Origin of the sequence: Candidiatus Paracoxiella cheracis (assembly GCF_049348705.1) — a bacterium.
Lineage (GTDB): Bacteria > Pseudomonadota > Gammaproteobacteria > Coxiellales > Coxiellaceae > Paracoxiella > Paracoxiella cheracis.
On sequence record NZ_CP186485.1, the window covers coordinates 916,699 to 930,866 of the forward strand.

17 protein-coding genes and 1 pseudogene are annotated in these 14,168 nt (G+C 43.7%); 9 read left to right on the forward strand and 9 right to left on the reverse strand.

Features of this window, described 5'->3' with window-relative positions; all coding sequences use genetic code 11:
- Window positions 1–177: 177 nt before the first annotated feature.
- The 8 genes and pseudogenes from ACJMKR_RS04810 to ACJMKR_RS04845 all read right to left on the reverse strand — a co-directional run bounded on the left by ACJMKR_RS04810 (window position 178) and on the right by ACJMKR_RS04845 (window position 4,179).
- A complete protein-coding gene (locus ACJMKR_RS04810; protein WP_423064015.1) occupies window positions 178–456 on the reverse strand; it encodes a hypothetical protein in 279 nt (92 codons plus the stop codon).
- 249 nt (window positions 457–705) lie between these two features.
- Window positions 706–1,587 (reverse strand): annotated as a pseudogene (locus ACJMKR_RS04815) (IS481 family transposase); the annotation flags it as partial.
- Window positions 1,588–1,758: 171 nt separating this feature from the next.
- Complete coding sequence (locus ACJMKR_RS04820; protein ID WP_423064016.1) at window positions 1,759–2,208, reverse strand: aminoacyl-tRNA deacylase; 450 nt, start codon at window positions 2,206–2,208, stop codon at window positions 1,759–1,761.
- Between the two features lie 59 nt (window positions 2,209–2,267).
- The gene (locus tag ACJMKR_RS04825) at window positions 2,268–2,594 is read right to left on the reverse strand and encodes a YbhB/YbcL family Raf kinase inhibitor-like protein (RefSeq protein WP_423064017.1); all 327 of its coding nucleotides are present in this window, start codon (window positions 2,592–2,594) and stop codon (window positions 2,268–2,270) included.
- Window positions 2,581–2,703 (reverse strand): hypothetical protein, encoded by a 123-nt coding sequence (locus tag ACJMKR_RS04830; protein ID WP_423064018.1) that lies wholly within the window; start codon window positions 2,701–2,703, stop codon window positions 2,581–2,583. The genes ACJMKR_RS04825 and ACJMKR_RS04830 overlap by 14 nt, the downstream gene beginning before the upstream one ends.
- 98 nt (window positions 2,704–2,801) lie before the next feature.
- Complete coding sequence (locus ACJMKR_RS04835; protein ID WP_423064019.1) at window positions 2,802–2,966, reverse strand: hypothetical protein; 165 nt, start codon at window positions 2,964–2,966, stop codon at window positions 2,802–2,804.
- A gap of 14 nt (window positions 2,967–2,980) precedes the next feature.
- Window positions 2,981–3,604 (reverse strand): uridine kinase, encoded by a 624-nt coding sequence (udk, locus tag ACJMKR_RS04840; RefSeq protein ID WP_423064020.1) that lies wholly within the window; start codon window positions 3,602–3,604, stop codon window positions 2,981–2,983.
- The gene (locus tag ACJMKR_RS04845; RefSeq protein ID WP_423064021.1) at window positions 3,601–4,179 is read right to left on the reverse strand and encodes a Smr/MutS family protein; all 579 of its coding nucleotides are present in this window, start codon (window positions 4,177–4,179) and stop codon (window positions 3,601–3,603) included. The genes udk and ACJMKR_RS04845 overlap by 4 nt, the downstream gene beginning before the upstream one ends.
- 55 nt (window positions 4,180–4,234) lie before the next feature.
- On the opposite strand from ACJMKR_RS04845, the gene aroC reads away from it, so the two are divergent.
- The 7 genes from aroC to ACJMKR_RS04880 all read left to right on the forward strand — a co-directional run bounded on the left by aroC (window position 4,235) and on the right by ACJMKR_RS04880 (window position 10,952).
- Window positions 4,235–5,293 carry a chorismate synthase gene (gene aroC, locus ACJMKR_RS04850; protein ID WP_423064022.1) on the forward strand — a complete coding sequence of 353 codons (1,059 nt, stop codon included), beginning with the start codon at window positions 4,235–4,237 and terminating at the stop codon, window positions 5,291–5,293.
- Between the two features lie 24 nt (window positions 5,294–5,317).
- On the forward strand, window positions 5,318–6,355 hold the full coding sequence (locus ACJMKR_RS04855) for an aspartate-semialdehyde dehydrogenase (RefSeq protein WP_423064023.1): 1,038 nt from the start codon (window positions 5,318–5,320) through the stop codon (window positions 6,353–6,355).
- A gap of 148 nt (window positions 6,356–6,503) precedes the next feature.
- Complete coding sequence (locus tag ACJMKR_RS04860; RefSeq protein ID WP_423064024.1) at window positions 6,504–6,662, forward strand: hypothetical protein; 159 nt, start codon at window positions 6,504–6,506, stop codon at window positions 6,660–6,662.
- Between the two features lie 352 nt (window positions 6,663–7,014).
- Window positions 7,015–7,773, forward strand: a complete 759-nt coding sequence (locus ACJMKR_RS04865; RefSeq protein ID WP_423064025.1) for a hypothetical protein — start codon at window positions 7,015–7,017, stop codon at window positions 7,771–7,773.
- 99 nt (window positions 7,774–7,872) lie between these two features.
- Window positions 7,873–9,195 (forward strand): transposase, encoded by a 1,323-nt coding sequence (locus ACJMKR_RS04870; protein ID WP_423064026.1) that lies wholly within the window; start codon window positions 7,873–7,875, stop codon window positions 9,193–9,195.
- Between the two features lie 135 nt (window positions 9,196–9,330).
- Complete coding sequence (locus tag ACJMKR_RS04875; RefSeq protein ID WP_423064027.1) at window positions 9,331–9,660, forward strand: hypothetical protein; 330 nt, start codon at window positions 9,331–9,333, stop codon at window positions 9,658–9,660.
- A 20-nt stretch (window positions 9,661–9,680) separates the two neighbouring features.
- The gene (locus ACJMKR_RS04880) at window positions 9,681–10,952 is read left to right on the forward strand and encodes a hypothetical protein (protein ID WP_423064028.1); all 1,272 of its coding nucleotides are present in this window, start codon (window positions 9,681–9,683) and stop codon (window positions 10,950–10,952) included.
- Between the two features lie 53 nt (window positions 10,953–11,005).
- Here the strand turns inward: ACJMKR_RS04880 and ACJMKR_RS04885 are convergent, their stop codons facing one another.
- Window positions 11,006–11,341 (reverse strand): hypothetical protein, encoded by a 336-nt coding sequence (locus tag ACJMKR_RS04885; protein ID WP_423064029.1) that lies wholly within the window; start codon window positions 11,339–11,341, stop codon window positions 11,006–11,008.
- A gap of 661 nt (window positions 11,342–12,002) precedes the next feature.
- On the opposite strand from ACJMKR_RS04885, the gene ACJMKR_RS04890 reads away from it, so the two are divergent.
- Together ACJMKR_RS04890 and ACJMKR_RS04895 are read left to right on the forward strand one after the other, a co-directional pair.
- The gene (locus ACJMKR_RS04890) at window positions 12,003–12,986 is read left to right on the forward strand and encodes an NAD-dependent 4,6-dehydratase LegB (protein ID WP_423064030.1); all 984 of its coding nucleotides are present in this window, start codon (window positions 12,003–12,005) and stop codon (window positions 12,984–12,986) included.
- The gene (locus ACJMKR_RS04895; protein WP_423064031.1) at window positions 12,925–14,160 is read left to right on the forward strand and encodes a LegC family aminotransferase; all 1,236 of its coding nucleotides are present in this window, start codon (window positions 12,925–12,927) and stop codon (window positions 14,158–14,160) included. The genes ACJMKR_RS04890 and ACJMKR_RS04895 overlap by 62 nt, the downstream gene beginning before the upstream one ends.
- Window positions 14,161–14,168 lie beyond the last annotated feature (8 nt).

Below are 14,168 nucleotides of genomic sequence, written 5' to 3' on the forward strand. Positions count from 1 at the left end.
GCGAAGGCGCGTATTCCGCGGTAGGCTCGGATTTTTTGCCGAGCGTAAGCGACTGCAAAAAATCTTTACGAGCCGTCAAGTCATTTGAGAGCCCGTGCGTAGTCGAGCCGTGAGGTCGCGGAGCGCGGGCGACGAGGACGTCCGCGGCTATTTAAGTTGTCGCGTATTGCGAGTCGATTATTGACAGGGATGGCAATAATCTATCACGAGCATCGCGACACGCTTGTTATTCAATTCATCTGCCGACACGCTTGGAATAGTTTTACATAGTTTATCTAATTCTTTTTCTTGTGCCAAATGCTTTGCATCAAGAAAAGTTTGCATGGGTGTTTTTCCATAACAACGCTCGCCGGAATGGGGCCTGACCTCATTATATGTTTTGATCCACGCATCAACGTCTTGTTGTAATTCTTCTAGGGGAAGTGTGTCGCGATGCTCGTGATAGATTATTGGCATCCCTGTCAATAATCGACTCGCAATACGCGACAACCTAAATAGCCGCGGACGTCCCCGTCGACAGCGCTCCGCGACCTCGCGGCCGACTGCGCACTGTCTCCAGATGACTCGACGCCGCCTACAGATTTTTGCCACTCGCTACGCTGCCTACGGAACTCCGTTCCTTCGGCACTCCGCTCTGTCAAAAATCGGCGGCTGCCGCGGAATACTCGCCATCGGCTTCGCCTCTCCATGGCTCGCATCGGAACGATATATTTTTTTTCGAAAAGCAACATCATAAAATTCTTGTTTAATCGTTTTATGAAAACGTTCACAAATACCATTGGTCTGCGGAGAACGTGCGCGTGTTTTCGAATGGTCAATGTCTTCAACTGCTAAATAAAGTTGATAGGCGTGGTTCTCAATTTTTCCACAATATTCCGTCCCGCGATCCGTGAGCATACGCAGCAATCGGATACCTTGCTCATTAAACCATGGCAATACACGTTCATTTAATAAATGAGCTGCCGTCATCGCTGTTTTCTCCGTGTATAACTTCGCAAAAGCGATTCTGCTATAGGTATCGACAAAAGTCTGCTCATAAATACGGCCAACGCCCTTCATCGTGCCAACATAATACGTATCCTGAGAACCTAAATAACCTGGGTGTTCTGTTTCAATCTCGCCGTGCGCTTCTTTTTCTCGTTTTGATTTTTCTAATGCTTGTCATTGTTCTTCCGTTAATAACATACCGTCTTGCGCCGATTTCGCTTCAAGCGCTTTTAGTCGCTTCTTAAAAGTCTCTAGATCATTACGTAGCCACACCGAACGAACTCCGCTGCTCGATACGATAATGCCTCGCGCCAGTAATTCATTGGCCGCACGTGCCTGACCTAACGCTGGGTTTTCAATAGCCAAAGCAATTACCGCTTCTTCTACATGTAACGGCACTCTATTTTTTTCATTCGGTTTCTTCTTACTCATATCATGGAGTGCTTCTTCGCCACCATTTTCATAAAGTGTTTTGAAACGGTAAAAACTGTCGCGTGAATAACCCATAACCTTGCAGGCTTGTGAAACATTTCCCAATTGTTTAGACAGCTCTAGTAAACCTAATTTGGGTTTGATAATCTTTTCGGATACACTGGTCATAATGACACTCCTCGTGTTGGTTGTTTAAGGTTGGTCAATTAAATTTTACTCTAACTGACCAGGAGTGTCAGATCAAGTCTGAAGGTTTACACATTATGACTTAAATGGTCATTCTGTGGGCTCACAAACATCATATGATTGTGCTGATGAGTACAAGAAAGCGCCTGGTCCTTAAATCACTCTCGGCTTGACGAGCTTCTCGAAGTCTTCGTAGGCGAGTTTGATTAATTCAGAGTGCGTGCCCGCGTTAAAGGCAATTTTTTTATCTTTGGTTAGGTCTTCGGTAACGTAGACATCCATATCGTATAAATTGCCAAACGGGGGCATGGCGCCTAATTCACAACCGGGGAATTTTTCTTGGAATTCAAACTCGCTTGCGAGTTCAACGTTTTTTCCGCCCGTGGCTTTTTGTACGTCACCAAAATTAACCTTTACGTGCGCGGGTAAAACGACCATCGCTAATTTCCCATCGACTTTAACGATGACGGTTTTTGCTAATTCTTTTGCGGATACGTGTGCAATTTCTGCGATTTCTTGTGCGGTATAAGCAGGTGAATGATTAATCGTGACGTATTTAACTTTATTTTTATCCAGGAAATCTTTTAATTTTTTGACAGTCATGACAAATCCTCCTGGGCTACACTTTTAATTATAGTGCAGCCAGAAGGGCTTTTCCTGCGTTACTTCGGTACGTCGTAGCGTCCCATCAGCTCTGCCTTAGCGAGAATATGGCCGCTCATCTCGGCTTCGATTTGTTTCTTGGTCGCACCTTGGTCCAAATTTAAAGTAGTATCCAAAGCATAGAGCTTGAAAAAATAACGATGAATTTTATCGGGTGGTTGCGGGCCGCCGTATTCGTTTTTCTTCCAACTGTTTTGCCCAACCTTAACGCCATTCGGCAAGTTTTTAATATTTTCTTCTAACTCGTGCACATTGGATGGAATATTCATTAAAATCCAGTGATCCCATGTGCCCATGGGTGCATCAGGATCATCAAAAATCAACACAAACGACCGATGCGCGCCATGGAGAGCGAAGCGAAGGCGCGTATTCCGCGGTAGGCTCGGATTTTTTGCCGAGCGTAAGCGACTGCAAAAAATCTTTACGAGCCGTCAAGTCATTTGAGAGCCCGTGCGTAGTCGAGCCGTGAGGTCGCGGAGCGCGGGCGACGAGGACGTCCGCGGCTATTTAAGTTGTCGCGTATTGCGAGTCGATTATTGACAGGGATGGCAATAATCTATCACGAGCATCGCGACACGCTTGTTTGTGCCGTGTGGTTCACCTTCCCATCGTAAATGCGGCGAAAGATTATCGTAATAGCGCGAATATTTATCCGGAATAATATCGCCATGGTCAAATGCAGGTGTAATTAACTTCATAGTACTCTCCTTGATTAAACGCCAAGTAACTCACGCATTTTTGCTTGAATCATATCGATCGCAATGCGATTTTCACCGCCACGCGGGACGATGATATCCGCATACCGCTTTGAGGGTTCGATAAATTGAAAATACATGGGTCGCACGGTTTTTTCATACTGATTTAAAACACCCTCTAACGAACGTGCGCGCTCAATGATGTCGCGCCGTAAACGTCGTATTAAGCAAATATCCAAGGGTGTATCCATAAAAATACGAATATCCATTAGTTTTCGTAAATGTTGTTCGACAAACAACAAAATACCTTCGAGCACCACGATGCGGTGTTGCCCAACCGTTTTAGTTTCTGTAAGTCTTTTGTGTTCCGTGTGATCGTAGCGCGGAACTTCGATTGAGTGGCCTTCTTGTAGCTGCACGAGATGTTTATGCAACAAATCATGGTCGAGTGAATTCGGGTGATCGTAATTAATCTTAGCGCGATCTTCAAAGGGCATATCGCCTAGGTCTTTATAATAAGAGTCTTCAGAAATCACGACGACTTGGTCAGAGCCCAACTCATTGACGATGGTATTTGCTAAAAGACTTTTGCCGGATGCCGAAGGGCCTGAGATGCCAATGATAATGATGTTGTTTTTCATCGAATACTTTTTCCTTTTAACAAAACATAGATGGCGCCTGTGCCGCCGTGTTTGGGCTTAGCAGAATGAAAGGCCAATATATCAGGTTGTTGGCGCAGCCATTGATTTAAAAAGTTTTTTAGCACAGGCCTGCCTTCTTTTGAAAAACGGCCTTTACCGTGAATAATACAGACCCAACGCTTGCCATCGTGGACACAGTTGTTGATAAACTCGCTTACTGTTTGTGCTGCTTCTTCAATGGTTTGGCGATGTAAATCGATATGTGCCTCAAGTTGAATTTGCCCGCGGCGTAATCGTTGAATCAGCTTGTGTTGAAGCCCACTTCGGGCAAAGTGTAATGTATCTTCGGCGCTTAGCCAATCCCCGGGGTCTGTTTTTTCGATCCATATCTCAGGTGAGCGAGGGTGCTGTAAAGCCGCTTTTCGGCGGGCAACGTGCGATGGTTCGCTGGATTTGCCTAGCGTTTTATGTTTGTCTTGCTTGAGAGGTTTGATACCCTTTACCGCATCACGAAATAATGCTTTATCTTCTGAAGAGATGGATCGTTTTTTGCTCATCATTGTATACTGTAGCACTCATGCCGCCTGGCTGCGAGTCGGTGTGTTACAATTGAAATAGGAGACAATTTATATGTCAGGTAACAGCTTTGGTAAATTATTTGTTGTGACCACCGCGGGTGAAAGCCACGGTAAGGCACAGCTTGCGATTGTGGATGGTTGCCCGCCTGGCATGGAACTTACCGAAGCCGATATTCAACACGATATCGAACGGCGCAAAACGGGCAAATCTAAATTTACTTCGCAGCGACGTGAGCCCGATGAAGTGAAAATTTTATCCGGTGTATTTGAAGGAAAAACAACCGGTACACCCATTGGATTGCTCATTGAAAATAAAGATCAGCGTCCGCGTGATTATTCCGATATTAAAGATGTGTTTCGTCCCGGACATGGTGATTATGCTTATTTTAAAAAATATGGTTTGCGTGATTACCGTGGTGGTGGGCGCGCCTCCGCACGCGAAACGGTTATGCGTGTTGCCGCTGGCGCCATCGCCAAAAAATATTTGAAAGAACATTGTGGTGTGATCATTCAAGCCTACACGGCGGCTGTGGGTGAGATTGTGGCGCAAGAAATTGATTTAAGCATAGTTGAAGATAATCCGTTTTTCTTTCCCGATAAAAATAAAATCAATGAGATCGAAACGTTTATTACCAACATTCGTCGCGATGGCGATTCCATTGGCGCTCGTGTCAATGTGATTGCTCAAGGTGTGCCTGTCGGGCTCGGTGAACCGGTGTTCGATAAGCTCGATGCAGACATTGCAAAAGCGATGATGGGTATCAACGCAGTAAAAGGTGTTGAAATTGGCAGTGGTTTCGATGTGATTCAGCAAAAAGGTTCACAACATCGCGACGAAATGACCCAAAAAGGATTTTTATCAGATCACTCCGGTGGTACACTAGCGGGCATTTCAAGTGGTCAAGACATTTTGGTGAGCATGGCGTTTAAGCCAGCGTCGAGTATTCGTGTTCCCGGCAAAACGCGCACCACCTCGGGGAAAGAAACCGAAGTTGTGACTACGGGGCGGCATGACCCTTGTGTGGCGATACGCGCGATTCCTATCGTCGAAGCAATGCTAGCGCTCGTGTTAATGGATCATTATTTGCGGCACAAAGCGCAAAATCTTTAGTTTCAGTAGGGCGGAGAAAAATAAATGACAGCTTATGATGTAGCTATTGTCGGTGCAACCGGTGTTGTTGGAGAAGCACTGTTAGAATTATTAGAAGCACGACAATTTCCTGTCGGAAAAATTTATCCATTAGCAAGCGAGCGCTCCGAAGGCAAAACAGTACGTTTTGCCGGAAAAACCAAGCGCGTTGGTAACGTCGCTGATTTTGATTTTTCTAAAGTGCAGTTTGCATTTTTTTCCGCGGGTGCAGCATGTTCAGCAGAATATGCTCCCAAAGCTGCCGATGCGGGTTGCATTGTTATCGACAACACTTCTCAATTTCGCTACGACAATGATGTGCCTTTGGTAGTGCCCGAAGTGAATCCTGGTGCGTTACGCTATTTTCGCGAACGTCATATTATTGCAAATCCTAATTGTTCAACCATACAGCTCGTCGTTGCCCTCAAACCGATTTATGATGCAGTAGGGATTACTCGCATTAATGTAGCAACGTATCAGTCAGTTTCAGGTGCGGGACAAAAAGCAATTGAAGAATTAGCGCATGCAACAGCAGAGCTTTTAAATGCCAAACCAGCCACTCCTAACATTTTCCCTGTGCAAATTGCATTTAATGTCATTCCGCATATCGATGAGTTTCAAGAAAATGGTTACACCCGCGAAGAAATGAAAATGGTGTGGGAAACACAGAAAATCATGGAAGATCCCCATTTAATGGTAAATCCAACTGCCGTGCGCGTGCCTGTTTTTTACGGTCATTCAGAAGCGGTTCACATCGAAACCGCCCAACCGCTCACGAGCGATCAAGCCAGGGCATTGTTGTCAGAAGCGCCGGGCGTTATTGTTGTTGATGAAGATAATACTTATCCCACACCCATTAGCCATGCCGCCAATGAAGATGCCGTTTTTGTGGGGCGCATTCGCAATGATATTTCGCACCCGAGCGGTTTAAATTTGTGGGTGGTGTCTGACAATATTCGCAAAGGCGCTGCGCTCAATGCCATTCAAATCGCTGAGCTTCTTATAAATGAAGATTTTTATCGCGATGAAGTAAATTTACATTAAGTGAATTTCAATTGCTTGGCTTACGTGATTGGCGTTACTGTTTTTCGGGAATCGCCCTCCTTGGCTGCTAAGTACTTCCATGGTACTTACGCCCGCAAAACAGTAACACCAAGTTCTCTGCCGCAATTGAAATGCTGTTTGAGAGTGGATGACTCAACGTAACTTCGTCATCCCGGAAATTTTGCATCAGGAAATGCAAAATTATCCGGCCGATGCGAGCCATGGAGAGGCGAAGCCGATGGCGAGTATTCCGCGGCAGCCGCCGATTTTTGACAGAGCGGAGTGCCGAAGGAACGGAGTTCCGTAGGCAGCGTAGCGAGTGGCAAAAATCTGTAGGCGGCGTCGAGTCATCTGGAGACAGTGCGCAGTCGGCCGCGAGGTCGCGGAGCGCTGTCGACGGGGACGTCCGCGGCTATTTAGGTTGTCGCGTATTGCGAGTCGATTATTGACAGGGATGCCAATAATCTATCACGAGCATCGCGACACACTTCGATCCAAACTGTTACCAGGGATGAGAAAAAAATCACGTCACATCTAGGTGCTATTTAATTAAAAATAATTTTCTCAATTAATATTATCTTAATAACCATCTTTTATACTGCATTTTTTTAAATCATTCTGAATATATTTAACTATTAAAATTTTAAAGAGAGCTTTAATTGATACCGACTTTATTAATTGATCTTAATTCAGTAATTTTTCTTAGATCATCAAAGAAAGAAGTAACGCTTCATTTGAGTCGTGGCTTCACGGAGTTGCTTGACTTGATGAAGAAAGACCTGGGTGATGAAGATGAATATACGCGTGTTCCGATAGGGTTTTTAGTAGAACAATGCCCTGAAGGGAGTGATAATTACAAATGCGCAGGAATTGGTGGATTTACTAGCGAAGAAATTTTACGAATAATAAATCATGAGCAAAAGCATTTTGAATTTGGGGAAGAGCATATTTTAAGTTTTAGTTGGCCCGGAACTCTTCCAGATTTTTCAGGTTTAAAGAGCATTGATGAAAATACTTATTTCCTTACTTCTGATTCACGCATGAGATTTCAATGTGAAAAGCAAAAGCAATGGACTGTGTTGGATGCTTATCCTTATGGAAAAATCTATGAGCCAGATCTTCTGGCACTGGATACTGTTCTAAGACAGAAGAAAGGAAAAGCCCATTCTTTTGTTGATGTTGATGATACGCTGTTATGGAGGGCGAGGAGTCAAGATAAAGAGACTGTTCTAAATCAAGCACCTATGAGGCTGTTGGGAAAAAATCCACAAGCAAAAAACTTTATTATAACAGCGCGTAAACCCACTTCTTCTGTTGGAGAGGTGGATTCTCCTCTATCTATGAAGAGCGTGATAACTGCATGTGAAAAAGAGGGGATTGTCTTTGAAAAAGTTTTTTATACATTGGACTTTGGATAAATTTATAAAAATAATTAAAAATTGCTTGACATAGAAACCGAAAAAAAATTTTACGTTGTAAACAACGTTTGTTCGAAAAAATAAAATAAGGAACAAACGATGTTAGCGACAGAAAAACTAAAACAATTCCGTACATTCCTCTACAACATCTTCCCCGCGCGACGCGATGCCAATATGAATTTACTCGATGCCCTTTCAAGCCATGGCCATCGCTGCAAAACACCCATAGAATTATGTGAATCGCCATACTTTGAACGTGAATACAGTAGTATTACCGATGCGATTAGCGATGGTTTGTCGGTAGCAAATTGTTGGGATAGCATGATGAAAATACAATATGAACATGTGAGTCATAGCGATGACCGTGTGATCATTATTGCGGATACGACACCACAGTCGCGTCAAAGTGCACACTGTGTTGAAGATCGCCATGTGGTTTACAGCCCTAATCCAGCACCGGGTAACAAACCGATTACCATTGGACATGAATATTCAACGGTATCACTATTGCCCAATGATGGTGCAGCTCAAGAAAAGCATTGGTTAGTTCCACTGGATACGAGGCGCGTTAAAAGCGATGAAAAAGGCAATGTAGTTGGGATGCAGCAAATTAACCGTTGTATTGCAGACTTAGCGCTTACTCATAAATTGGTGGTTAGCGTGGCTGATTCAAAATATGGTACAGAAGCTTGCCGTAAACTGGTTAGCGAAAATCCCAATTGGGTACATCTTTTCCGTTTTAACAGTACCCGTAATGTTTTCGCGCCCGCATCAATAGAAGATAATACCTCAGGAAGTATAAAACGCTATGGTGATGCGATGAAACTAAACGACAGCACGACTCACCGTGAATCCGATGAGATTGTGCAGCAACCCATTACAACCCGCAGTGGCAAAACTTACCAATTGGAGATTAAAATATGGCGTGACCAATTACTGCGTGGTTCAAAGCAATTTAAAGGATATGAGCATCCTGTTACTGTTGTGCAATTGGTTGCGGTTGATGCTAACGGTAAATCTTTATATAAAAATCCACTCTGGTTAGGACTCGCTGGTGAACGACGTAATGAAATCACAGCATTAGAAGCGTATCACTATTACGATAGACGCTATGACATTGAACACTACTTTCGTTTTGGTAAAGACAAACTGTTATTTGACCGATACCAAACACCGGATGTTAAGCACGAAGAAGATTGGTGGCGGATGACAGCATTAGCGTATACGCAACTTTATCTAGCGAGGAATCTTGCCCCGATTTTACCGAAAAAATGGGAGCGGTATTTGCCGAGCTTCCAAGTGGATAACGAACGATGCGCGCCATGGAGAGCGAAGCGAAGGCGCGTATTCCGCGGTAGGCTCGGATTTTTTGCCGAGCGTAAGCGACTGCAAAAAATCTTTACGAGCCGTCAAGTCATTTGAGAGCCCGTGCGTAGTCGAGCCGTGAGGTCGCGGAGCGCGGGCGACGAGGACGTCCGCGGCTATTTAAGTTGTCGCGTATTGCGAGTCGATTATTGACAGGGATGGCAATAATCTATCACGAGCATCGCGACACGCTTGAAACCATCAATAACTGCGACCCCTTCACAAACGCAACGGGGTTTTTCTACGGTGCTTGATACCGTTGGCACGCCTGCTAATCTCTGCAAACCACGCGGTAATCCGCAAGGCAGAACCAAAGGTGATACGCAGGGGAAACGCACGCGACATCCTGCTATTTTCAAAAATAGCAACTCAAAAATTAAAACGATTCAGAGGACTGAAGAAAAGACGCAAAACTCAGACCCTGAAAAAATAGAGGATTTGATTGGGATAGTAAAATCATGGTTGGATAAAATAAATTTTACACCTGAGAAATTCTACGAATTGCTGCAAAAAACAGGTTAAGATTTAGAAACTCACATTTTTTGATTATTGTCCTAACTGGCAAGGGATTTTATTTATCCAAAGTCCAATGTGTTGAAGATCGCCATGTGGTTTACAGCCCTAATCCAGCACCGGGTAACAAACCGATTACCATTGGACATGAATATTCAACGGTATCACTATTGCCCAATGATGGTGCAGCTCAAGAAAAGCATTGGTTAGTTCCACTGGATACGAGGCGCGTTAAAAGCGATGAAAAAGGCAATGTAGTTGGGATGCAGCAAATTAACCGTTGTATTGCAGACTTAGCGCTTACTCATAAATTGGTGGTTAGCGTGGCTGATTCAAAATATGGTACAGAAGCTTGCCGTAAACTGGTTAGCGAAAATCCCAATTGGGTACATCTTTTCCGTTTTAACAGTACCCGTAATGTTTTCGCGCCCGCATCAATAGAAGATAATACCTCAGGAAGTATAAAACGCTATGGTGATGCGATGAAACTAAACGACAGCACGACTCACCGTGAATCCGATGAGATTGTGCAGCAACCCATTACAACCCGCAGTGGCAAAACTTACCAATTGGAGATTAAAATATGGCGTGACCAATTCCTGCGTGGTTCAAAGCAATTTAAAGGATATGAGCATCCTGTTACTGTTGTGCAATTGGTTGCGGTTGATGCTAACGGTAAATCTTTATATAAAAATCCACTCTGGTTAGGACTCGCTGGTGAACGACGTAATGAAATCACAGCATTAGAAGCCTATCACTATTACGATAGACGCTATGATATTGAACACTACTTTCGTTTTGGTAAAGACAAACTGTTATTTGACCGATACCAAACACCGGATGTTAAGCACGAAGAAGATTGGTGGCGGATGACAGCATTAGCGTATACGCAACTTTATCTAGCGAGGAATCTTGCCCCGATTTTACCGAAAAAATGGGAGCGGTATTTGCCGAGCTTCCAAGTGGATAACGAAAAACCATCAATAACTGCGACCCCTTCACAAACGCAACGGGGTTTTTCTACGGTGCTTGATACCGTTGGCACGCCTGCTAATCTCTGCAAACCACGCGGTAATCCGCAAGGCAGAACCAAAGGTGATACGCAGGGGAAACGCACGCGACATCCTGCTATTTTCAAAAATAGCAACTCAAAAATTAAAACGATTCAGAGGACTGAAGAAAAGACGCAAAACTCAGACCCTGAAAAAATAGAGGATTTGATTGGGATAGTAAAATCATGGTTGGATAAAATAAATTTTACACCTGAGCAATTCTACGAATTGCTGCAAAAAACAGCTTAAGATTTAGAAACTCACATTTTTTGATTATTGTCCTAACTGGCAAGGGATTTTATTTATCCAAAGTCCAAAACACAGTGTGCACTTTGACGCGACTGTGGTGTCGTATCCGCAATAATGATCACACGGTCATCGCTATGACTAACATGTTCATATTGTATTTTCATCATGCTATCCCAACAATTTGCTACTGACAAACCATCGCTAATCGCATCGGTAATACTACTGTATTCACGTTCAAAGTATGGCGATTCACATAATTCTATGGGTGTTTTGCAGCGATGGCCATGGCTTGAAAGGGCATCGAGTAAATTCATATTGGCATCGCGTCGCGCGGGGAAGATGTTGTAGAGGAATGTACGGAATTGTTTTAGTTTTTCTGTCGCTAACATCGTTTGTTCCTTATTTTATTTTTTCGAACAAACGTTGTTTACAACGTAAAATTTTTTTTCGGTTTCTATGTCAAGCAATTTTTAATTATTTTTATAAATTTATCCAAAGTCCAATTCATAGATTTTAACAAATTAGTGTCCGGTAATTTAGGGGAAGATTAGATGATGAAGATGATGAAGATGATGAAGAAGAAAACCTGGGGGCTCCTTTGATGCCAGTGGGGCTTGGTAATAGTAGCGATGGTTGAATTCATTAAAAGTATTTACGGTTGTGTTGAGTAGGGTAGTGGCAAAATAGGGTGACTATGTGTGCTCGATGCGGAGCTTCATTTATGGATAGAAAAATAGAATAATGTAACGATTGAGTTGTAGCGCCTTGAGCGTACGCTAGGTGAAAAGACTCATCGGCGGCGCTTCAAAGAAGTTCGTTGGATTTTTATTGTTTTAAATCAATAGATTACAGGATTGCGCCCCGTCGGGGCCTGTCTTTTAGTTGAAGGATCAGTAATTTATTGTATAATGCATGACTTAGAGGACACTTCTCGGGGGCTATCTGCTGCACTGGCATGCGCAACAGCCACTAGCAAATGACACCCTTCAACTCGCTGTTGGTTATCAGTCCAGAATAAGAAACATGAATTTGCACGATAAAAAAATTTTAGTGACGGGTGCAGAGGGATTTATTGGATCGCACTTGGTAGAGCGGCTCCTCGAATTGGGGGCCAACGTCCGCGCTTTTGTCTTATATAATTCGTTTAATTCCTGGGGTTGGCTCGATACGCTGCCAAACGCTATTAAAAATGAATTAGATGTGGTGACCGGCGATATTCGTGATCCACACAGTGTCCGACAAGCGATGCAAGACTGCGACACTGTGCTTAATTTAGCCGCATTGATCGGAATTCCTTACTCTTACCAGGCGCCTGATAGCTATATCGAAACCAATGTTAAAGGCACGCTCAATATTTTGCAGGCGGCACGCCATGCAGATGTTACCCAAGTAATTCATACCTCCACCAGCGAAGTCTATGGCAGTGCACAGTACGTGCCGATTTGTGAAAAGCATCCGCTTTGCGGTCAGTCACCGTATTCTGCGTCTAAAATAGCAGCCGATCAGTTGGCGCTTTCTTTTTATCACACGTTTGATTTACCGGTGAGTATCATTCGCCCTTTTAATACCTATGGCCCCAGACAATCGGCTCGTGCTGTTATCCCGGCAACGATTATACAGATCATGGAAAAACCCGATGATATCAAACTCGGAAATTTATATCCGACGCGTGATTTTAATTATGTCGAGGATACCGTCAATGGTTTTGTGGCGGCTTTAGCAAGTGATCGCGGAATTGGTGAAGTCATTAATATTGGTAGTAACTTTGAAATTAGCATTGGTGATACGGTAGAGCTTATTGCGGAATTAATGGGGCGATCGATTAACGTAAATGCCGATCAACAACGCGTGCGTGCGAAAAAGAGCGAAGTCGATCGTTTGTATGCCTCCAACGCAAAAGCGAAAGAAATATTAAATTGGTCGCCGCACTATGCGGGTCTCGATGGGTTTAAAAAAGGGTTGCAGAAAACGATTGAGTGGTTTACGAACCCCGATAACCTTAAGCGTTATAAAGCATCTTGCTACAATTTATAAAGTTATGGAAATGATGATGAGTGTCACTGATTTAAATATTCAGTTAGCGTCGGCAATTAAGCAACATATGCCTCCAGGATTTTCTGTGAAGGCGCTTCATGAGCCCTGTTTGCGCGGAAATGAATCGCGTTACGTGCAAGAGTGCATTGATACCAACTGGGTGTCTTCTCTTGGTAAATTCGTCGATCGCTTTGAAGAGAAATTGGCTGAATATACCGGCGCACGTTATGCCATTGCAACGGTTAATGGCACGGCTGCATTACATATTGCATATCAACTTGCAGGTGTTCGTGCAGATGATGAAGTGTTATTACCGAGTGTGACATTTATTGCGACTGCGAATGCTGTTCGTTACTGCGATGCTATTCCACATTTTGTTGATACCGGTGTTAATCATCCTAATGTGTGTCCTCAAAAATTAAAAGACTATCTAAATGATATTGCCGAAATAAAATCGGGCGTTTGTTACAATAAAAAAACGGGCCGTGTCATACGCGCGCTTTGTGTGGTGCATATTTTAGGGCATCCTGCTGATCTCGATGAAATTAAGAATATTTGTGAGCACTATCATCTCACGATGATTGAAGATGCTTCAGAAGCGTTGGGTTCTTTTTATAAAGGCACACACGTTGGGCATGCGGGTCTTATGGGTACGCTGAGTTTTAATGGTAATAAAATTGTTACCACAGGTGGGGGCGGTGCGTTATTAACGAATGATCCTGATATTGCCTCTCGAGCAAAACACCTAACCACCACAGGCAAAGTGCCGCGTCATCGTGAAATGGTTTATGATTGTGTTGCCTACAACTATCGTTTACCAAACATCAATGCCGCAATGGGCTGTGCGCAATTAGAAACGTTACCGAATTTTTTAGCAAAGAAGCGAGAATTATTACGTTGTTATCAAGCGGCCGTTGCCGAAATAGATCACGTGGAATTACTGGTAGAGCCTGACAACACACACAGCAATTATTGGTTACACGCCTTAGTGTTGGATCGCGATGATCGCGATGATGTGTTAGCGGCGCTTCATCAAGAGGGGATAGATGCTTGGCCAATTTGGCAATTAATACATACGTTGCCAATGTATCAACACTGTCCGCAGATGAACCTTAATAATAGTGAGCAGTGGATGAGCCGTTTAATACGATTACCGAGTGGTGTCTCCTTTTAACAGAGAAA